The sequence below is a fragment of the Limimaricola sp. genome (genome assembly GCF_016125575.1).
Lineage (GTDB): Bacteria > Pseudomonadota > Alphaproteobacteria > Rhodobacterales > Rhodobacteraceae > WGLM01.
The window spans coordinates 152,707-172,070 of sequence record NZ_WGLM01000001.1; the positions used below are offsets into that span (position 1 = coordinate 152,707).

General features: G+C 64.2%; 18 protein-coding genes. 13 read left to right on the forward strand and 5 right to left on the reverse strand.

Going from position 1 to position 19,364, the window contains the following annotated elements:
* Window positions 1-88 precede the first annotated feature (88 nt).
* The 3 genes from GC146_RS00900 (at window position 89) to GC146_RS00910 (ending at window position 3,641) form a co-directional block, all read left to right on the forward strand.
* Entirely contained in the window at window positions 89-1,762 is a 1,674-nt protein-coding gene (locus tag GC146_RS00900; RefSeq protein ID WP_291833410.1) for a formate--tetrahydrofolate ligase, read from the forward strand.
* Between the two features lie 103 nt (window positions 1,763-1,865).
* Window positions 1,866-2,756 (forward strand): bifunctional methylenetetrahydrofolate dehydrogenase/methenyltetrahydrofolate cyclohydrolase FolD, encoded by an 891-nt coding sequence (folD, locus tag GC146_RS00905; protein ID WP_291833045.1) that lies wholly within the window; start codon window positions 1,866-1,868, stop codon window positions 2,754-2,756.
* A gap of 114 nt (window positions 2,757-2,870) precedes the next feature.
* Entirely contained in the window at window positions 2,871-3,641 is a 771-nt protein-coding gene (locus GC146_RS00910) for a LytTR family DNA-binding domain-containing protein (protein ID WP_291833048.1), read from the forward strand.
* Here GC146_RS00910 and pdeM read toward each other — a convergent pair.
* Both pdeM and GC146_RS00920 read right to left on the reverse strand, forming a co-directional pair.
* Window positions 3,636-4,283, reverse strand: a complete 648-nt coding sequence (gene pdeM / locus GC146_RS00915; protein ID WP_291833050.1) for a ligase-associated DNA damage response endonuclease PdeM — start codon at window positions 4,281-4,283, stop codon at window positions 3,636-3,638. The genes GC146_RS00910 and pdeM overlap by 6 nt on opposite strands.
* Before the next feature lie 41 nt (window positions 4,284-4,324).
* Window positions 4,325-6,727 (reverse strand): ligase-associated DNA damage response DEXH box helicase, encoded by a 2,403-nt coding sequence (locus tag GC146_RS00920; protein WP_291833052.1) that lies wholly within the window; start codon window positions 6,725-6,727, stop codon window positions 4,325-4,327.
* Between the two features lie 234 nt (window positions 6,728-6,961).
* Here GC146_RS00920 and GC146_RS00925 point away from each other — a divergent pair, with 234 nt between their 5' ends.
* From GC146_RS00925 to GC146_RS00940, 4 genes are all read left to right on the forward strand, one after another.
* A complete protein-coding gene (locus GC146_RS00925; RefSeq protein WP_291833054.1) occupies window positions 6,962-8,227 on the forward strand; it encodes a site-specific integrase in 1,266 nt (421 codons plus the stop codon).
* Window positions 8,224-8,832 carry a hypothetical protein gene (locus GC146_RS00930; protein ID WP_291833057.1) on the forward strand — a complete coding sequence of 203 codons (609 nt, stop codon included), beginning with the start codon at window positions 8,224-8,226 and terminating at the stop codon, window positions 8,830-8,832. Before GC146_RS00925 ends, GC146_RS00930 begins: the two co-directional genes overlap by 4 nt.
* A gap of 58 nt (window positions 8,833-8,890) precedes the next feature.
* Complete coding sequence (locus GC146_RS00935) at window positions 8,891-9,148, forward strand: helix-turn-helix domain-containing protein (protein ID WP_291833060.1); 258 nt, start codon at window positions 8,891-8,893, stop codon at window positions 9,146-9,148.
* 156 nt (window positions 9,149-9,304) lie between these two features.
* Window positions 9,305-10,612 (forward strand): hypothetical protein, encoded by a 1,308-nt coding sequence (locus GC146_RS00940; protein ID WP_291833063.1) that lies wholly within the window; start codon window positions 9,305-9,307, stop codon window positions 10,610-10,612.
* 268 nt (window positions 10,613-10,880) lie between these two features.
* Here the strand turns inward: GC146_RS00940 and GC146_RS00945 are convergent, their stop codons facing one another.
* Both GC146_RS00945 and GC146_RS00950 read right to left on the reverse strand, forming a co-directional pair.
* Window positions 10,881-11,696 carry an HAD-IIB family hydrolase gene (locus GC146_RS00945; protein WP_291833066.1) on the reverse strand — a complete coding sequence of 272 codons (816 nt, stop codon included), beginning with the start codon at window positions 11,694-11,696 and terminating at the stop codon, window positions 10,881-10,883.
* Window positions 11,689-13,041 (reverse strand): TIR domain-containing protein, encoded by a 1,353-nt coding sequence (locus tag GC146_RS00950; protein ID WP_291833069.1) that lies wholly within the window; start codon window positions 13,039-13,041, stop codon window positions 11,689-11,691. Before GC146_RS00950 ends, GC146_RS00945 begins: the two co-directional genes overlap by 8 nt.
* Window positions 13,042-13,887: 846 nt before the next feature.
* On the opposite strand from GC146_RS00950, the gene meaB reads away from it, so the two are divergent.
* The 4 genes from meaB to GC146_RS00970 all read left to right on the forward strand — a co-directional run bounded on the left by meaB (window position 13,888) and on the right by GC146_RS00970 (window position 16,275).
* Window positions 13,888-14,907 carry a methylmalonyl Co-A mutase-associated GTPase MeaB gene (meaB, locus tag GC146_RS00955; RefSeq protein ID WP_291833073.1) on the forward strand — a complete coding sequence of 340 codons (1,020 nt, stop codon included), beginning with the start codon at window positions 13,888-13,890 and terminating at the stop codon, window positions 14,905-14,907.
* Window positions 14,908-15,034: 127 nt separating this feature from the next.
* A complete protein-coding gene (gene rpmB, locus GC146_RS00960) occupies window positions 15,035-15,322 on the forward strand; it encodes a 50S ribosomal protein L28 (protein WP_291833076.1) in 288 nt (95 codons plus the stop codon).
* A gap of 103 nt (window positions 15,323-15,425) precedes the next feature.
* Window positions 15,426-15,773: a hypothetical protein gene (locus tag GC146_RS00965; RefSeq protein WP_291833078.1), complete on the forward strand. Its 348-nt coding sequence runs from the start codon at window positions 15,426-15,428 to the stop codon at window positions 15,771-15,773.
* A gap of 43 nt (window positions 15,774-15,816) precedes the next feature.
* A complete protein-coding gene (locus GC146_RS00970; protein ID WP_291833082.1) occupies window positions 15,817-16,275 on the forward strand; it encodes a copper chaperone PCu(A)C in 459 nt (152 codons plus the stop codon).
* A 43-nt stretch (window positions 16,276-16,318) separates the two neighbouring features.
* Here GC146_RS00970 and GC146_RS00975 read toward each other — a convergent pair whose 3' ends face one another.
* Window positions 16,319-16,630, reverse strand: coding sequence for an arginine transporter (locus GC146_RS00975; RefSeq protein ID WP_291833085.1), 312 nt, complete (start codon window positions 16,628-16,630; stop codon window positions 16,319-16,321).
* A 212-nt stretch (window positions 16,631-16,842) separates the two neighbouring features.
* Between GC146_RS00975 and GC146_RS00980 the strand changes: the two genes are divergently transcribed.
* Window positions 16,843-17,505, forward strand: coding sequence for a TerC family protein (locus GC146_RS00980; RefSeq protein ID WP_291833087.1), 663 nt, complete (start codon window positions 16,843-16,845; stop codon window positions 17,503-17,505).
* Window positions 17,506-17,527: 22 nt separating this feature from the next.
* Window positions 17,528-19,327 (forward strand): translation elongation factor 4, encoded by a 1,800-nt coding sequence (gene lepA, locus GC146_RS00985; protein WP_291833090.1) that lies wholly within the window; start codon window positions 17,528-17,530, stop codon window positions 19,325-19,327.
* The last annotated feature ends 37 nt before the right edge of the window (window positions 19,328-19,364 follow it).

A 19,364-nucleotide genomic window follows, 5' to 3' on the forward strand; every position in this document is an offset into this window, starting at 1 on the left:
TCGCAATCGCGTCGCGCGCCGGGGCTGGAGCGGTTAGGACATGGCGCATCAGACGGGCGCCCGGCCCGCCGACAGGGAAGAGATGACCATGACCTTCAAGACCGACATCGAGATTGCCAGAGAAGCCAAGAAGCGCCCGATTCAGGAGATCGGCGCCAAGATTGGCATCGGCGCGGAAGATCTGCTGCCCTATGGCCATGACAAGGCGAAGGTCAGTCAGTCCTTCATCGATTCGGTGCAATCGCGCCCGAACGGCAAACTGGTGCTGGTCACCGCGATCAACCCCACCCCGGCGGGTGAAGGCAAGACGACCACCACCGTCGGTCTGGGCGACGGTCTGAACCGCATCGGTAAGAAGGCCGTCATCTGCATCCGCGAGGCCTCGCTTGGTCCGAACTTCGGTATGAAGGGCGGCGCCGCGGGTGGCGGCAAGGCGCAGGTCGTGCCGATGGAGGACATGAACCTTCACTTCACCGGTGATTTTCACGCCATCACCAGCGCCCACAACCTGCTGGCCGCGATGATCGACAACCACATTTACTGGGGCAACGAGCTGGAGATCGACATCCGCCGCGTCGTCTGGCGCCGGGTGCTGGACATGAACGACCGGGCGCTGCGCCAGATCACGGCAAGCCTGGGCGGCGTCGCCAACGGTTTCCCGCGGGAAACCGGGTTTGACATCACCGTCGCCTCGGAGGTGATGGCGATCCTCTGCCTCGCCAAGGACCTCAAGGACTTGCAGAAGCGGCTGGGCGACATGATCGTGGCCTATCGCCGTGACAAGACGCCGGTCTATTGCCGCGACATCAAGGCCGACGGCGCGATGACGGTGCTGTTGAAGGACGCGATGCAGCCCAACCTGGTGCAGACGCTGGAGAACAACCCCGCCTTCGTGCATGGCGGACCGTTTGCGAACATCGCCCACGGCTGCAATTCGGTTACCGCGACGACGACCGCGCTGAAGCTGGCCGATTACGTCGTGACCGAAGCAGGCTTTGGCGCCGACCTGGGTGCGGAAAAGTTCATGGACATCAAGTGCCGCAAGGCGGGCCTGGCCCCCGATGCGGTGGTGCTGGTTGCCACGGTCCGCGCGATGAAGATGAACGGCGGTGTCGCGAAGGCCGATCTGGGGGCCGAAAACGTCGCCGCGGTCGAGAAGGGCTGCGCCAACCTTGGCCGCCACATCGCCAACGTGAAGGGGTTCGGCGTGCCGGTCGTGGTGGGGATCAACCACTTCGTCTCGGACACCGATGCCGAGGTGCAGGCGGTGAAGGACTACGTCGCCGCGCAGGGCGCCGAGGCGATCCTGTGCAAGCATTGGGCCAAGGGTTCGGAAGGGATCGAGGACCTGGCGCGCAAGGTGGTGGAACTGGCCGAGACGCCCAGCACCTTCACCACGCTTTACCCCGACGACATGAGCCTCTTCGAGAAGGTCGAGACGATTGCCAAGCGCATCTACCACGCGGGCGAGGTGACGGCGGACAAGTCCGTGCGCGACCAGCTGAAGGCGTGGGAGGCCGCGGGTTATGGCAATCTGCCGATCTGCATGGCCAAGACGCAGTATTCCTTCACCACGGACCCCAACATGCGCGGCGCGCCTTCGGGCCACACGATCCCGGTGCGCGAAGTGCGCCTTTCGGCCGGTGCGGGCTTCGTCGTGGTGATCTGCGGCGAGATCATGACGATGCCCGGCCTGCCCAAGGTGCCCTCGGCCGAGACGATCCGGCTGAACGCGGACGGCCAGATCGAAGGGCTGTTCTGATCATCGCCACCGGGGTGCGGGCGGGGCGGGGAGGCATCGAGCCTCCCCGCCCCGCGGTCGCCTCCGGCGGGAGTATTTCTGGCAAGATGAAGGAGGCGGGCGGATGACCGCGACGGTAATCGACGGACAGGCCTTCGCGGCCACGGTGCGCGAGAAGGTGGCGGCGCATGTTGCCCGTCTGAAGGAAGAAAACGGCATCACCCCCGGGCTGGCGGTGGTGCTGGTGGGCGAGGACCCGGCGAGCCAGGTCTATGTCCGCTCCAAGCACAAGCAGACGGTCGAGGCGGGGATGGCCTCGTTCGAGTTCAAGCGCGATGCGGACCTGACGGAGGCCGAGCTGCTGGCGCTGATCGCCAAGCTGAACGCCGATCCGAAGGTGCACGGCATTCTCGTGCAGTTGCCGCTGCCGCCGCACCTCGATTCGGACCTTGTGATCAACAGTATCGATCCGGCCAAGGACGTGGACGGATTTCACATCTCGAACGTCGGCCTGCTTGGCACCGGGCAAAAGGCGATGGTGCCGTGCACGCCGCTGGGGTGCCTGATGCTGTTGCGCGCGCAGCATGGCTCGTTGTCGGGCATGAACGCGGTGGTGATCGGCCGGTCCAACATCGTGGGCAAGCCGATGGCGAACCTGCTGCTGGGTGAAAGCTGCACCGTGACCATCGCGCATAGCCGCACGCGCGACTTGCCGGGCGTCGTGCGTCAGGCCGATATCGTGGTGGCTGCGGTCGGCCGTCCCGAGATGGTGAAGGGCGACTGGATCAAGCCGGGCGCGACGGTGATCGACGTGGGCATCAACCGGGTGCCGCGCGGCGAAAAGACAGCCTTGGTGGGCGATGTCGATTTCGCCAGCGCGGCCGAGGTGGCGGGCGCGATCACCCCGGTGCCGCGCGGCGTGGGGCCGATGACCATCGCCTGCCTGCTGGCCAACACCGTGACGGCCTGTTGCCGGGCGCATGGCCTGCCCGAACCCGAGGGGCTGACAGCCTGATCCCGGTGGACCCGGCGGGGCCTGCTAGCCCCGCCATTGCACCTGAGGGTTGCAGCGGCCGACTTGCGCGCTATGGTTGCTGCGTGTCGGAAATTTGAAGATCAATATTAAAAGATGAATCGCCTTGAGGCCTTGTTCCGGGGCATAGCGCCCAGCGGCAGGGAAGGCCTGCGTTTGCTGGTGATTTGGCTGGCGATGTCGTTGGTGATGACTGCGCTCGGCCCCTTTGGCAGCTATCACGAGGTGCCGACCGTGCCGCGAGCGGCCTTCTGGTTCGGCATCGACGCGGTGGCCATCATCCTTGGCCTTGTCGTGCGGCGCGCCACACAGGGGCTGATGGCAGGGCGTTCGGAATGGGTGCGCGAAGGCGTGTCCATCGTGATCTTCACGCTGCTTTTCAGCCTTGGCCTCGATACGTTGATCGCGGTCATCGGCCACCACGCGACCCCGATCCCGCCTCTCGCAGAGATTGTCGCGCTGGTGTTCGTCATCACGCTTGCGGTGACGGCGGCCTACCGGATTGTCGGAGAGCATCTTCGCAGCGGGCGGAAGGCGCCCGAGCGGCCGCGTTTTTACGGGCGGTTGGCGGTCGGGCCGCAATCGGCCCTTCTGCGGCTTGCCGTCGACGATCATTACGTCGAGGCGCATTTCGCCGATGGCACGTCGCAGCGCGTTCTGATGCGCTTTTCCGACGCGATCGCCGAGATGGAGGGAGTTGAGGGGTTCAGCACCCATCGCTCGCACTGGGTCGCGCGCGAAGCGGTACGCGGGGCAGCCCGCCACAAGGGGCGCGACGTGCTGGTGCTGATCGATGGCAGCGAGGTGCCGGTCAGCCGCACCTTCCGGCCCGAACTGGTCGAGGCGGGGCTGATCGAGGAGTCATAGCGGCCGTGCCAGTGCCCGGCGCCCGGTCAGGATGGCCTGCCCCGGGGGCTGCATCAATGCGCGCAGCACTGCCGCATCGGACCGCAGGCCGCCAGTATAGGTGCCGTAGGCGGGCAGGATGACGCGCTGCGCATCGGCAAGAAAGGCGGGCCGCCACCCCGCGCCGGGCAGATGGGCCTTGGGGTGATAGTGGCCCGAAACCTCGGCTGCGGCGTTGGGGATGGCGATGTGACGAAAGGTCAGGCCGGCAAGCGCGAGTTCGGCCAGATGGCTGCCGCCAATATCCACCGGCCCGGGGTCATGGTTACCCTCGATCCAGATCCAGCGTCGCCCGGCCTGAAGCCCCATGAGCCTCAACCGCGCTTCTTCGGCCAGTTCAACGCCGGCAATCAGGTCATCAAAACTGTCGCCAAGGCAGATGACCTGTTCGGGCGCGGTAGCGGCGATATCCTCGGCCAGCCGGTCAAGCGTGGCGAAAGTCTCGTAGGGGGGTAACAGGGCGCCGCCACGCCGCGCCATGCGGTCCGACTTGCCTAGGTGCAGATCGGCCACGCAGAGCGCGCGCGCCTGGTCGATCCAAAGTGCGCCCGAGGGCAGGGCCGTCAGCCGCACCCCGGCCAGCGTGAAGTCATGTCCGTTCATGTTACGTTCTTGCCGCGAAGGCGCCCTCAGCGCAAGGGCCCTCAGCCCGCGTCAAGACCCGCCGCCTGCATCAGCGCCGCGGCAGCCTCGGCGGCCAATCGCTCGCGGCCCTCGCCGGCGATGGGCACGCGGCCCATCTCCAGCAGCAGCGGCGCGGCCAGCGGCGAGGGCCTGTCGAGCACGACATGGTCGATCCGGCCCTCGGTGCGCGCCAGCATGTCCTCGATCCGGCCAAAATCGACCAGCCCGCGCCGGGCCTCTTCGCGGGTGATGCGCAGCATCAGGTGGTCGGGGTCGTATTTCGTCAGCGTGTCATAGAGGATGTCGCTGGAAAACGTCGCCTGCCGTCCCGATTTGCGCTGTCCCGCGGTGTTGCGCGTGATCAGACCCGCGATGGTGGCCGCGGCGCGAAAGGTGCGCTTCATCACCGCGTTGCCGGCCAGCCATGTCTCCAGCCCCTCCCGAAGCTCCTGCGGGGTCAATAGCGGCGCGGGGTCGTCCACCTGCCGCAGCCCCCAGAGCAGCGTCGCGTAATCGGTGGCGACAAAGCCCAGCGGTTGCAGCCCTGCCGCCTCCATCCGCTTGCTGACCAGCAGGCCCAGCGTTTGCTGCGCGTTGCGCCCGGCAAAGCCGTAGATGCAGGTATGCTGCCGCCCGTCATGGGGAAAGCTTTCCACAAGGATCCCGCCAGCCTCGGGCAGGCGCGAGACGCGGGCCTGCAGGTCCAGCCATTCGGCCGTGTGCGCGGGCAGGCCCGACCAGTCGCCCTCGCGGAACATGGCGAGGATGCGCGCCGACAACTGGGTGGAGGTGGCAAATTTCGTGCCCATGAAGGTGGCGATCTTCGGGGTCTTGCTGGCCGACCGCGTGACCTCGATGGTCATTTCGCGCAGGGCGTCGAAACGCACGATCTGGCCGCCGATCAGGAAGGTGTCGCCGGGGCTGAGGGTGGCGGCGAAATCCTCTTCGATCTCGCCAAGGGCCGCCCCGCCGCGCAGCCGCACCTTGACGAGGTCGGTGTCCTGGATCGTGCCAATGTTCATGCGGATGGTGCGCGCCGCGCGCGGATCGCGCAATTCCCACATCCCGTCGGGGCGCTGGCGCAGGCGCTGCCAGCGGTCATAGGCGCGCAGCGCGTAGCCGCCCGTCGCCACGAAATCGAGGCAATCGTCGAAGGCCGCCCGCGACAGGCCGGCATAGGCGCCGACGCTGCGCACCTCGGCCAGCAGCGCGTCGGCGTCGAACGGCCCGGCGCAGGCGCGGATCAGGATATGCTGGCACAACACGTCGCGCGGCCCCGGCCCCTTGGGGTCGCCGTCGAGTTCATGCGCGCGCGCGGCCTCCAGCGCGGCCACGCATTCGACCACCTCGAAGCGGTTGGCCGGCACCAGCAGCGCCTTGGACGGCGCGTTGTAGCGGTGGTTGGCGCGCCCGATCCGCTGGATCAGCCGCTTGACGTTCTTGGGCGCGCCAACCTGGATGACAAGGTCGACATCGCCCCAGTCGATGCCCAGGTCCAGCGACCCGGTGCAGACGATCGCCCTGAGATCCCCCGCGACCATCGCCTGTTCCACCGCCGCGCGCTGCTCTCGGCTGAGGCTGCCATGGTGGATGCCGATCGGCAGGTTATCGGAATTCTGCAACCAGAGGGCATGAAAGAACAGTTCCGCCTGCGCCCTTGTGTTGTGAAAGATCAAGGTGGTCCTGTGCCGGCGCACCGCCTCCAGCACCGCCGGGATTGCGTAACGGCCACCGCCCCCCGCCCAGGGCGGGCGCTCGGGCGTCACCAGCATGGAGATGTCGGGATCCGGCCCCGGCTCGGCCAGCAGCACCGCGCAAGGGTCGGGCGCGCGGGCCAGGCTGCGGGCGATCGCGCCCGGATCCTCGACCGTGGCCGACAGGCCCACCCGGCGCAGCCCCGGCGCCAGCGCCTGCAACCGCGACAGCGCCAGCATCAGCTGGTCACCCCGCTTGCTTTCGGCCAGCGCGTGGATCTCGTCCACGATCACGCGGCTCAGCCCGGCAAAGATCCGCGGCGCATCCTCGTAGGAGGTCAGCAGCGCCAGGCTTTCCGGCGTGGTCAGCAGGATATGCGGCGGGTCGGCGCGCTGGCGGCGTTTCTGCGTGTAGGAGGTGTCCCCCGTCCGGTCCTCCACCCGAATCGGCAGCCCCATCTCGGCGATCGGCGTGCCGAGGTTGCGCCAGATGTCGGCCGCCAACGCTTTGAGCGGCGAGACGTAAAGCGTGTGCAACCCCGCGTGCCCGCCCTCGGCCAGTTCCACCAGCGTCGGCAGGAACCCCGCCAGCGTCTTGCCGCCCCCGGTCGGAGCGATCAGCAGCAGCGCGGCCTCGTCCGTCCGCGCCAGCATCTCGGCCTGGTGTGGGTGCAGGTCCCAGCCGCGCGCGGCGAACCAGCTGGCAAAACGGGGGGGCAGGGCGCTCATGCCCGCCAACCTGCCGTGCGCCGGCGGCCGGTCAAGCCCCTTCTTCTGGCTGGAAATACTCTCGGGGGGCGAGTTTCTGGGGGTTGCTGGGGAAGGCAGTGATTTCCTTCTTCATTCCATACCGTTGTTTTTGTTGACTTCCTGTCTTTCCGGTCGTTGCTTTCTGTCGCATGGGGAGGCGTCGGATTGCGTCCGGTTGCCGAACCATGGGTGTATCAGGAGGTGGAGTTCGGCATGGCGAGGATCACAAAACGGCTGCTGGATGCGGCACAGACGCCCGAAGCGCGGCAGGTCCTCTGGGACGACACGCTGAAGGGATACGGCGTGATCCTGCGGCCCTCTGGGGTGCATTCCTTCGTATTCTCGTACCGTAACGCCAGGAACCGCAAGCGCAACATCACGGTTGCCAAGGTCGGCACCATCGCCCCGGAGCTGGCGCGCAGGCGGGCCGAGGAGTTCCGGGCGATGCTGCTGCAAGGGCGCGATCCCCTGGAGGAGAAGCAGGACGCGCGCGACCGCATGTCGGTCGGCGGATTGATTGACGCCTATTGCGCCAGCCCGACCTTCAGGGCCAAGCGTGCCTCGACCCAATACGTCGATCACAAGAGGATCGATGGTCACCTGCGGCCCCTTCTGGGCGGGCTGCGGGTTGATGAAGTGACAATGCCCGCCGTCGAGAAAGCGTTCCGGTCGATCTGCGAGGGTCGCCACGCGGGCAAGGACGGCACAAACAGCCGGGTGAGGGGCGGTGAGGGAATCGCGCGGTCGTCCATCAGGCTCTTCCGGGCAATTCTGAACTGGGGCTACAAGGCCGGATCGGTCGAGTGGGACGCGGTGCGGGCGGCGCGCAATGTCGAGATCGGGCGCGACGGGCGGCGGGAGATTATCCTCGAAGACCCGGCGGCCTATGCGCGGCTTTGGCCCACGCTTGACCGGATGGTGACCCCGGATATCGACAACCCCGCGCCGCTGCTGCGCCCGTTGGTGGCCGATGCGATTCGGTTGATTGCCCTGACCGGCGCGCGGCGGGGCGAGATTGCCGGGCTCCAGTGGCGGCATGTGGACCTGGCCAAGGGACTGATCGTCCTTCCACCCGATCGGCACAAGACCGGCGGCAAGACCGGCGAGGCGCGGGTGATCGGGTTACCTGCGTTGGAGGTGGAGATTTTGCGGCGACAGCCGGGCGGCGGGCCAGATGAGCCCGTGTTCCCGCCGCTGCCGGGCCATGCGAAGCTGTACCTCGATGCGCCTTGGCGCAAGGTGCGCCTGGCCGCGGGCCTGCCCGCGGGGATCGGCCTGCATGGGTTGCGGCACACCTTCGCGTCCTACATGGCGATGCAGGGCGCACAAGCCGCGGAAATCATGGCGGCGCTGGGTCATAAGGATATGTCCACGTCGCAGCGCTATATCCATTGGGCCAATGACCGGCGGCAGGCTTTGGCCGAACGGGCAGCGGCGACGATCACGGGGGCTCTTACAGCGACGGAGAAAGCGGCATGAAGGAATTCGCGGGCGTTCTTTGCGACCCCATCCCGGAACTGACACAGCACGACGTGTTCAATGAGGAGCGCCGCGCGGAACTGCTCCGCGAGAAGGCCGCGCGGGAAGAGGCCCTGATCCGGCATTTCGGGTATCGGCCCGGTGAGCCTGATGTCTGGTACAAGGTTGCTCTGTCCTTGGCAGAGCTTGTGGTTCCGGCCTACCGGCCTCCGCGTGGTCGACCCAAGACCTCGGACCTGCGCGTCCAGGGCTGGGCCTGCCTGTGGACCACATTGCGCCAGACCGGCACCAAGACGGATACTGCCGCGTTCGAGACCATCAGCGCGGTTGTTGGCGCCGACACGAAGACTGTCCGCGCGAGACTGACCGCGTTTCGGCGGACGCGCCCTGAAGCATTTGCCGAGATCGAGCGCCACTACATGGACGAGATCGGCGTCGTGGGGGCGGAGACAGCGCTCAGGTATGCGAAGGGTCAAGTCTTGAGCGACCCCTTTGATTTCTGGTTTGAGCAAGACCTAATTCGGAAGGTTCAGGGCCGCGCTCCGTCGCCGTATTTCGCCACCATCAACGAAAGAATAGAATTTGCCGAAAGGCAAAAATATTGATTTTCGCCCTTAGAACCACCTGTGCCTAGGCTGTCCACCATCACCTGATGGAGGACCCATGACCAACTCGTTCCTGACCCGGCCTGAGGCTGCTGCGTATCTCACGGCGCGCGGGTTTCCGGTGGCCAAGGCCACTTTGCAGAAATACGCGACCGTGGGCGGCGGCCCGGTTTATCGCCGCTTCGGCAATCGCGTGCTCTACCTCGCAAGCGATCTCGACACCTGGGCGCAATCCAAATTGACGCCCGCACTCACCGCCAGTTTCGAGGCGCCACTTGGCAAGGCCAAGCTGCTGCCCCTTCGGAGGGGCACATGAACACTCGCCTGGTCTCTCCAAGACCCGAAACATGGCCCGTACTGGCCCCGTGCCCGACCGCCGCGCTCGCCAGCAAGCTGGCGGCGGGCGGGCACGGCGCGCGCCCGCCGACAGCCGTTCGAGGGGGGTCCTTGTAACACCCCCCTCTAGAAATACATGGCATGGAAATCCCCAAAAATGCACTTGATCCGCAAAGGCTTTGACGGCCTAGACATCTCCTATCCCCTGACCATCAGCGAGGAGCTTGCCGACAAGATGCGGCTGGGCCGCGCCGTTTCGGAAGCGAACAATGGGGAGGTCGGCATGGTCGAGCACAATGGCGTCCGAATGCAGGTTGCCGCCACCGGCGCGCGCGGCGGCTATGCCTTCCGGTGCGACAGCGGAGTCGCGCCATTCGGGGAAAACTGGTTCTTCAAGCAGCCCAATGGCAAGGCCGATAAATGGGGTGTGCGGGTCTCGTGTCGCGCGCTGCCACTGGCCTTTGACGGGCTCGCCAAGACACGCGCCCGGCTCGAAGACACGCTGGCCCGGCTGGAGCTCGACTATGTGCCGGGAACGGAAAGCATCGGGCGGGTGGACGTGGCTTTTGACATTCTCGCCCCTGACCTGGCCCCGGACCGGTTGCATTTCGTCGCCCATGCGCGCAGCCGTGTGCAGGAAATCTCGGACACTCTGGTACAAGTGGTGGGGCGCTCAGGACGGGTGGAGAGCATCACCATCGGCAAGAACCCGAACCGGCAGGTCGTGCTCTATGACAAACGCGCCGAAGTGATCGCGACGCGCAAACCCTATTGGTGGAGGGTCTGGAATGACGCGCTGGCCGCTCAAGGCCTGCCCCCACTTGATCCGCGCAACCGTGACACCAGTACCGTCTGGCGCGTGGAAATCCGCGCCTTCAAGCGGCACCTGAAAGACGACTGGGCCGTGACGACCTGGGGCAATCTCCGTGATAATCTCTCTCCGATCCTCCAGCTTGCGCTGGGCGAGGTGCGCTACACGGTGCCGACCGCCGACACGAACCGCGCACGCTGGCCGGTCCATCCGCTTTGGGCGCTGATCGCGGCTGCGGCGGTAGGGGACATGGAAGACTTGGCAAGCATGGTGGACCGCTCCAGCATCGATGCCCTACTCACGGCCGAGCGCGACGAGATGTTGCAAAAACAGATCGCCGGGTGCTCCTTGTCACGCGCGGCTCTGAATGGTGTCCCCATCGAGCTCCTTGATGTCTACGCCCTCGGCAACATGCACCAGATCATCCGAGAATGGCAGCGCAACCCAGACTGGACACAGGATCGGTTGGCGCAGGCACGGGCCAAATATGGCGTGGGCGAGGAGCGACGGGGGGAGCCAGAAGAGGTTGGCGGCCCTGAGCGGACCTTGGTGCGTGGCGCGGCTAACGGCAAGTTTGAGCCCAGACTGAAGGATGCTGCAAATTGTTCGAGCGGCAGCTTCGCGCCCTCATGACGGCAGTTGACGGTTTCGACTTCCCTGTCCAAAACCTGTCGTTCATTGCGCTCCTCTCGATACTGCAGCATTCAGACCACCTGCTGCAGCGGGGTATGAATGCGAAATCATGAAGGTACACGCATCTGCCGTCAGCTGAGGAGATGATGTTCAACGTAGGATAATAGGCACCCCTCGTAGAGCTCTCGCCTCTCTGCGATTATTTACGAAAACAACATCCTTCGACTTTGCAATTAACGCGAGAAATACCATTTCAATGAGGCTCAATCTAAATTTGGCCCTGCCAGTCAAACGTTTCTAGAAACCTCGCGACGCCGTCCGCATCTCCGCGCCCCGTGCAGTAGGTCGCAATTCTCTTGACATCATCAATGGCGTTCTCTACCGCCACAAAGTTTACATAAGTCTGCGCAAGGGAAAGATCGTTGTAGCCATCGCCGAATGCGACGACCCGAGATAAAGGAATTCCCAATCTAGAACGGAGCCTCTCCGCCGCTCTCCCTTTCTCTGCTGTCATCGGCAGAAATTCTAGGATCGTTGATCCGTTTCCATACCAGCGCAGTGTTTCGAAGCGCTGGCCCTCCAGTCGCCCGCGAATCCTTCTAATGACTTCCTCGTCGTCCCTGAGCATCAGTTTGTGGGCCGGATCACTCCACTCAACATTGAAATCCCGAAGATGCACCTTTAGCCCAGTGTTGGACTCTTCCCGATCAGACCAGCGACTAAATTTCTCGCACCACCAATTATCGTAATAATAGAACCCGAAGTATGCTACCTGCCCAGCAATGTCGTGCACTGCTCGTGCTTCGTCAGCCGATATAACTGGTCCACGCTCTCCTCCTACTTCGTCATAGCCCGCAACGAGTGTAACCGCGCCATCGTAGGCAACAAGATGACACGACACACCGATTTCATCGGCGAGGCGAACCAGAGACAAGGGCATTCTTGATGAAGCCAACACAATTTCGACTCTGTTAGAACGCTGAAGTTCGCCGAGAACTTGGGAGGTTTTGGGCGAGATCAGTTTCTGGGAGTCCAAAAGTGTTCCGTCTACGTCGGAGACGACTAACCACTTTGCCTCAGTCACAGTAAACTACTTTCATATGCCCAAAACTTTCGCTGGATGCGCGCAGGCGATCGACACTTGGCTCCGATGCTCTCTCAGTAATAACGGTTATCCTCTCAGAGAACTCTGCGAACATCCGTGGCTGGTTGGTTTCAAACTTACTCTTGTCACACAGTACAATTACCTGCCTCGCAGCACGACAAAAGCCTGTCTTCGCGGGCAATTCGAACCTGTGAGTTATGCCAAACCCCTTGTTTTCGGTGATCCCACTGGTACCCATGAAAGATATGTCGACACCGCCGCCCAAACCTGGAAACGCTTCCGTGAAACCGATAGCACTATTTTCCTCAAGAAGCGTACACATAGAGTTGTGGCGACATTTTCCACCCATCATCGTAACCGTGCACGTGGAGTCTCGATCGCCGAGATTGAGATCGTTAAGCGCATTTAATATTACTCCGGCTACAGGAATAGAGTTGGTGAATATTTCGAGACCTGATATCGCTCCAGCTGTAATCAATTTCGCCACCTCCTCAGCTGCAGCGTAGGTCGTTGAACCACCATCGATCGCGACTTTCATGTCGTCCTCAAGCAAAGATACAGCAATTCGCGCTATCTTTGCTTTTACGGAATCTTCTACTTCCCGCTTTTGAAAGAATTTCTCGTATGCCAGGAAGATTATCTCTCCGTCATAGTAATAACCTGACATGTATCCTTTTCCGAAGAGCTCAGAAATGGCGTGATTTAACTCTTCGACACCCGAGAAGAGCCCGGGTCTCGAAGCGTTCAGTTTTTCCAGAAGCTCCTCGACGGTTATTGGATTCTGGCGTCGGAAGGCGTGAATTTCGGATTTTAGCACAGCGGCAAGTTTCTTGAAGACGGCTTCCGCGTCTTTAAGCTTCCCAGTCGCCGGGGCGTCTTTATCCCTTTTCTCGCCGTTGGTCTTGGAAATAAGCCAGTCAAATATCGACTCGGTGAATCTTGCTGCTGCCATTCGAATGCTGTCATCGAGCTGGTCGAAGCATTTAATGTACTTTCTATTCGGGCCTAAGACATCCCTCAGGGAGTTCCAGCCGACTTCGGAAAGAACAATTGGGATCAGAATCGGTCGACCGAGCTCCTTCTCTCGCTCGAGTGCGCGTGAGACCTCATACGCAACCCAGCTTGACCTAGCCGAGTGCTCCTCAACAAAGAGTGCGACGAAATCAAGGTCCCCGGACAACGCTTCGTCGATCTTGGTGAGAATATCGTCTCCGGCATTTATGGACTTTTCATCCACCCAAAAGTCAATCGAGGAGGGGCAAAGCGACAAAAACTCCCGCACAAATAGTTTTTGGGTAGAACTGTGGCTAGCAAATATCTTCATTTAGGGACTCCCGCTCCTCTTGTTTCTTGTAGGCTACTAGGCGGCGGACGTCTCATCAATGGTGTGGGTCAGAGCAGCAAGTGGCGCCCGTACGTCGATGCCGGCACCGGCGTTCTTAGCAAGTCCTCGCAGAGTATGTTGACCACGCGTTTGGTCCCACGGGAGCGTTAAGCGGACGGACAGGACGCTACGCCGTGGTTCTAAACGTGGGGCCGCTACGCACGACAGCCGCCCCGCCCTCATGTACCGAAACCTGCCAGTCCTCAGACGGCTCACAGCAGACGTTGCCTATGGAAGGTCCAACTGCAGGAAAGTCCGCAGTGCGGACATTGTGGCATGGCGCGGCGAATGTCCGGTTTCCGCCCAAACGCGTCGTTGCGCGCTTCTTCTGTCCCCTATCGGGCAGTGCCTAGGGGGTTTGAGAAGGGGGCCATGGCGAATGGCCCCCTCGGGGTCTGGGCGGGGCGGCACAGCTGGATGCGGCCCGACATCCCGCGCGATAGACGCGCCGAGCGTAAGCGAGGGTAGGTGCGGGCTGCATGAGTGCTGAAATCGGTTCCCGGCGCCCTATTCGAGGGTTCTGAGACGTTTGTACGTTGGTCTTTCGCATGTTGGGACTTCCTGTTGCCAACATGCACCGCATTTTCAGGTGACCTTGTGGTGAACTGATATCACCTGGGTTTCTGCAAAGTCCTCTATGCCATTGATAAAGGACACTATAAGTACAAACATGAACTGGAGCTCTTGCCCTCGGGGGGGGTGAATGCCGAAGGCAGAGGGGGGCAGGCAGCCCCCCTGCCACCGCCGGGGCTGGACAGGCCCGGCCACCCCGATATGAAGACCTTGATGAGCACCGCGCCCGATATCGCCGCCCTCGCCACCCGCATCGCCGCCGGCGACCGCCGGGCGCTGGCCCGCGCGATCACGCTGGTGGAAAGCGCCCGGGCCGACCACCGCGCACACGCGCTCGACCTGCTCGACGCGTTGGGCGGGCAGCGGCAGGCGCTGCGCATCGGCCTGTCGGGCACGCCGGGGGTGGGCAAGTCCACTTTCATCGAGGCGTTCGGCCTGCGGCTGACCGAGCAGGGCCTGCGCGTGGCCGTGCTGGCGGTCGATCCCTCCTCGGCGCGCTCGGGCGGCTCGATCCTGGGCGACAAGACGCGGATGGAACGGCTCAGCCGCGATCCGCGCGCCTTCATCCGTCCCTCGCCCAGCCAGACGCAGCTGGGCGGCGTGGCGCGGCGCACGCGCGAGGCGGTCAGCCTGTGCGAGGCGGCCGGGTTCGACGTGGTGCTGATCGAGACGGTGGGCGTCGGCCAGTCCGAGACGATCGTCGCCGAGATGGCCGACCTTTTCGTGCTGCTGATCGCGCCCGCGGGCGGGGATGAGTTGCAGGGGGTCAAGCGCGGGATCATGGAGATCGCCGACCTGATCCTCGTCAACAAGGCCGACGGCGCGCTGGCCACGCAGGCCGCAGCGACGCGGGCCGATTATGCCGGTGCGCTGCGGCTGATGCGCCGCCGCCCGCAGGACCCGCCCGATTTTCCCAAGGCGCTGACCGTTTCGGCGGTCACCGGGCAGGGTCTGGACGCGGCCTGGGACGAGATGCGCGCGCTGGCCGACTGGCGTCGCACCCATGGCCATTGGCAGGCGCGGCGCGCCGCGCAAGCGCGGCACTGGTTCCACGAGGAGGTGCGTGCGCAGCTTCTGGCGCGGCTGACGGCAGACCCGGCCCTGCGTGCAAGGCTGCTTGAAAGCGAGGCCGCGGTGGCCACGGGAGGCACATCGCCCGCCCGGGCGGCCGCCGCGCTGGTCGCGGCGATGGCGGCCGAAAATGCGGGCCCGGACGACGTGGAATCGGGTTGACGCCCGCGGCGTTTGGGCCTATCCGACGCGGACGGAATTCATGGCCCTGTCCCCGCAGGGCCGTTCTTGTTTGAACGGGCGGCGCCGCCGATAGGCCGGACCCCCACCGCACGAAGGAAGACGAGCCATGTCGCGCCGCTGCGAATTGACCGGTAAGGGCCCGATGTCGGGCAACAACGTCAGCCACGCCAAGAACCGCACCCGTCGGCGGTTCCTGCCCAACCTGCAGGAGGTCACCATGACCTCCGAGGCGCTGGGCCGCAGCTTCAAGTTCCGCATCTCCAATGCGGCGCTGCGTTCGGTCGACCACCGTGGCGGCCTCGATGCCTACCTTGCGAAGGCCAAGGACGACGAGCTGTCGCCCGCCGCGCTGAAGGTCAAGAAGGAACTGGCCAAGGCTGCTGCCTCGGCCTGATCGCCGTCTGGCACACCTGGATGCAAGGCCCGGTCGCCAAATGGCGATCGGGCCTTTTTCTTGGCGCTTCCGCAGTCAATGAGGCCATGATAGTGCGCCTGTCATGGTCCTGCCGCAGCGCTTCTTCGGACTGATCCTTGCCGCCCTGCTGGCCCTGACCGCGCAGCAGATGGCGGTGGCGCGCGGGCAGACGATGGTGGCGGGACAGGTCGTGGTCTGCACCGGGCAGGGCCCGGTCACCGTGACGCTGGATGCCAACGGCAAGCCCACCGGACGCGTGCATCTTTGCCCCGATTGCGCGCTGCGCCTCATCGTGGCGCTGGACGCGGAGCCGCTGGTGCTGATGCGGCAGGTGCGCCTGGTCCGGGCGTGGTTTGCGGTCACGGTAACCCGCGGCGTCACCCCGCCGGCGCTGTCGCCCTTGGCCCGCGGGCCGCCCGTTCTGGTCTGAAACGACGTACCGATACCCCTTTTCAGACCAAGGACAAAAGAACATGATCCGCATGATCCTGGCGGCACTGGCCGCCACATTCCTCGCAACTGCCGCCCGTGCGGGCGCAGATGTTGAAATCCACCACCCCTATGCCATTACCACCGGCATGGGTGGTGCCATCTACTTTGCCATCCACAACCACGGCGATGCGCCAGACCGGCTGATCGGGGCCTCGTCGCCCGCGGCGGCGATGCTGCAGATCCACCAGAGCAAAGAAGACGCCAACGGCGTGATGACGATGACCGAGGTCGCGGGCGGCCTTGCCCTTCCGCAGGGGGCCGACATCACGCTGGCGCCCGGCGGCTACCACATCATGTTGATGGGGTTGGTCAAACCGCTCAAGCCCGGTGACACGATCAGCGTCACGCTGACTTTCGAGACGACACCGCCGATGACCTTCGACGTGCCGGTTCAAGCGCCCGGCGCGATGTTCCAGCCGAAGGCAACCGACGACAACTGAGGCAGGCCAACCGGCCCGGCGGGGATTGCCTTGCCGGGCCTGATCAGCGGGAACACTGGGCGCGGGCGGCCTCGGTGAAGGCGCGGTAGCGGGTCCAGAACGCGGCGGTGCCATCGGCGACGCGCGATTCCTGCGCCTTTTCGGGGTTCTCGAAGAAGCTGACCGCGCGGCGCTGGTCGCTGGCCGACAGCGTCTGGTTGGCGACCTGCTGGACACAACTGCACAGCGCAGGGCTGGCCGCGTCACGGCCCGAAGCGACGCAGGCGCGGCTGATATCGCCAGTCACGCGACGTCCCCCGCAAGAGCCCAGGGCCACCAGGGCAACCATGGCGATAACCGCCGGAATGTAACGCATCACACCGCCTCGATCCTCTGCGGGCCGCCCGGCTTTGCGGTGTCGCCCCGCGATATCCTCGCCCCATGCATAGCAAGAATCGGGGCCGACAGGCAATTGCCGATGCCCGCCTGCCCTCGACGCCCGGTCAATTCCCTCGGCGCAGGGCCGCGCCCCTTGCAGCGGGGGGGTGCGGCCTCTACCTCTGGCCCAAAGAACAAGGCCCCGTTTCCATGCATGACCTGATCGCGTCCGAAGTCATCGCCGCCTTTTTCGGCGTCGTGATGATCGACCTGACGCTGGCGGGGGACAATGCGGTGGTGATCGGTCTGGCCGCGGCCGGGCTGCCGCCGCAGCAGCGCACGCGGGCCATTCTCATCGGTATCCTTGTCGCCACCGTGCTGCGCGTGGCTTTCGCCTCGGTCGCTGTGCAGCTTCTCAACATTGTCGGGCTCTTGCTGGCCGGCGGCGTGCTGCTGCTGTGGGTGGCTTGGAAGATGTATCAGGAGTTGCGGGCGGCGATGCCCGAGGATCTGGACGGTGCGCGCGCCGATTGCGCACCCAAGACGCTGGCGCAGGCTGTGACCCAGATCGTGGTGGCCGATGTCTCGATGTCGCTCGACAACGTGCTGGCTGTGGCGGGCGCGGCGCATGAGCATCCCATCGTGCTGGTCTTCGGGCTGACGCTGTCGGTGCTGCTGATGGGGCTGGCCGCGGGGCTGATCGCGCGGCTTTTAAACCGGCATCGCTGGATCAGCTGGATCGGGCTGCTGATCATCCTCGGGGTGGCGCTGAACATGATGTGGGACGGTGGCATGGACGTTGTGGGCGCGCTGACGCCCGAGGCGGCATCCCCCTTGCAAAACAGCCCCGTTCCCTCCATTGACGGCCTCTGACACAGGCAACAGGCCGCGCCCCATGACCGACCTTTCGCACATTCGCAACTTCTCGATCGTGGCGCATATCGACCACGGCAAATCCACGCTGGCCGACCGGCTGATCCAGCTGACCGGCACCGTGGCCGAGCGCGACATGAAGGCGCAGCTGCTCGACAGCATGGATATCGAGCGGGAACGCGGGATCACCATCAAGGCGAACTCGGTCCGGATCGAGTATCCGGCCAAGGACGGGCAGACCTATATCCTGAACCTCATCGACACGCCCGGCCATGTCGATTTCGGCTACGAGGTCAGCCGGTCGATGCGCGCGGTCGAGGGATCGCTGTTGGTGGTGGACGCGACGCAGGGCGTCGAGGCGCAGACGCTGGCCAACGTCTACCAGGCGATCGACGCCGACCACGAGATCGTGCCGGTGCTGAACAAGATCGACCTGCCCGCGGCCGAGCCCGAGCGGGTGAAGGCGCAGATCGAGGACGTGATCGGTATCGACGCCAGCCACGCCATCCCGATCTCTGCCAAGACGGGCCTGGGCATTCCCGACGTGCTGGAGGCCATCGTCACGCAACTGCCGCCGCCCAAAGGCGACCGCGATGCGCCGCTGAAAGCGATGCTGGTCGATTCGTGGTACGACAGCTACCTCGGCGTCGTGGTGCTGATCCGTGTGATGGACGGGGTTATCCGCAAAGGCGAGCGGATCAAGATGATGAAGACGGGTGCCGTCTATGGCATCGACAAGCTGGCGGTGCTCAAGCCGCAGATGGTGGACATTGCCGAGCTGGGGCCGGGCGAGATCGGCATTTTCACAGGCTCGATCAAGCAGGTGCGCGACACCCGTGTCGGCGACACCATTACCCATGAAAAGCGCGGTTGCGCGGTGGCTTTGCCGGGCTTCAAGCCGTCGATCCCGGTGGTGTTCTGCGGCCTTTTCCCGGTCGATGCCAACGAGTTCGAGGACCTGCGCGACGCGATCGAGAAGCTGGCGCTCAACGACGCCTCCTTCACCTACGAGATGGAAACCTCGGCCGCCCTCGGTTTCGGGTTTCGCTGCGGGTTCCTCGGCCTGTTGCACTTGGAGGTCGTGCGCGACCGGCTGGAGCGGGAATATGATATCGACCTGATCACGACTGCGCCCTCGGTCGTCTACCAGATCTACATGCGCGACGGCACGCTGCGCGAGCTGCACAACCCCGCCGACATGCCCGACCTGACGTTGGTCGACCATATCGAAGAGCCGCGGATCAAGGCGACCATCCTTGTGCCCGACGAATACCTTGGCGACGTGCTGAAGCTGTGTCAGGACCGGCGCGGCATTCAGGAAGACCTGACCTATGCCGGCAGTCGGGCGATGGTGGTCTATGACCTGCCGCTGAACGAGGTGGTGTTCGATTTCTACGACCGGCTGAAATCGGTGACCAAGGGATATGCGTCGTTCGACTATCACCTGACCGGCTACCGGCAGGACAACCTTGTCAAGATGCAGGTACTGGTCAATGACGAGCCGGTGGACGCGCTGTCGATGATGGTCCACCGCGACCGGGCGGAATCACGCGGGCGGCAGATGGTGGAAAAGCTGAAAGAGCTGATCCCCCGCCACATGTTCAAGATCCCGATCCAGGCCGCGATCGGCGGCAAGGTGATTGCCCGCGAAACGCTGAGCGCGCTGCGCAAGGACGTGACCGCCAAGTGCTATGGCGGCGACGCGACCCGCAAACGCAAGCTGCTGGACAAGCAGAAGGCGGGCAAGAAGAAGATGCGCCAGTTCGGCAAGGTCGAGATCCCGCAGGAAGCGTTTATTAATGCGCTGAAGATGGATAGCTAGGGCTGGGGCCTGCCTGACCCTCACCCTGCCGTCTTGA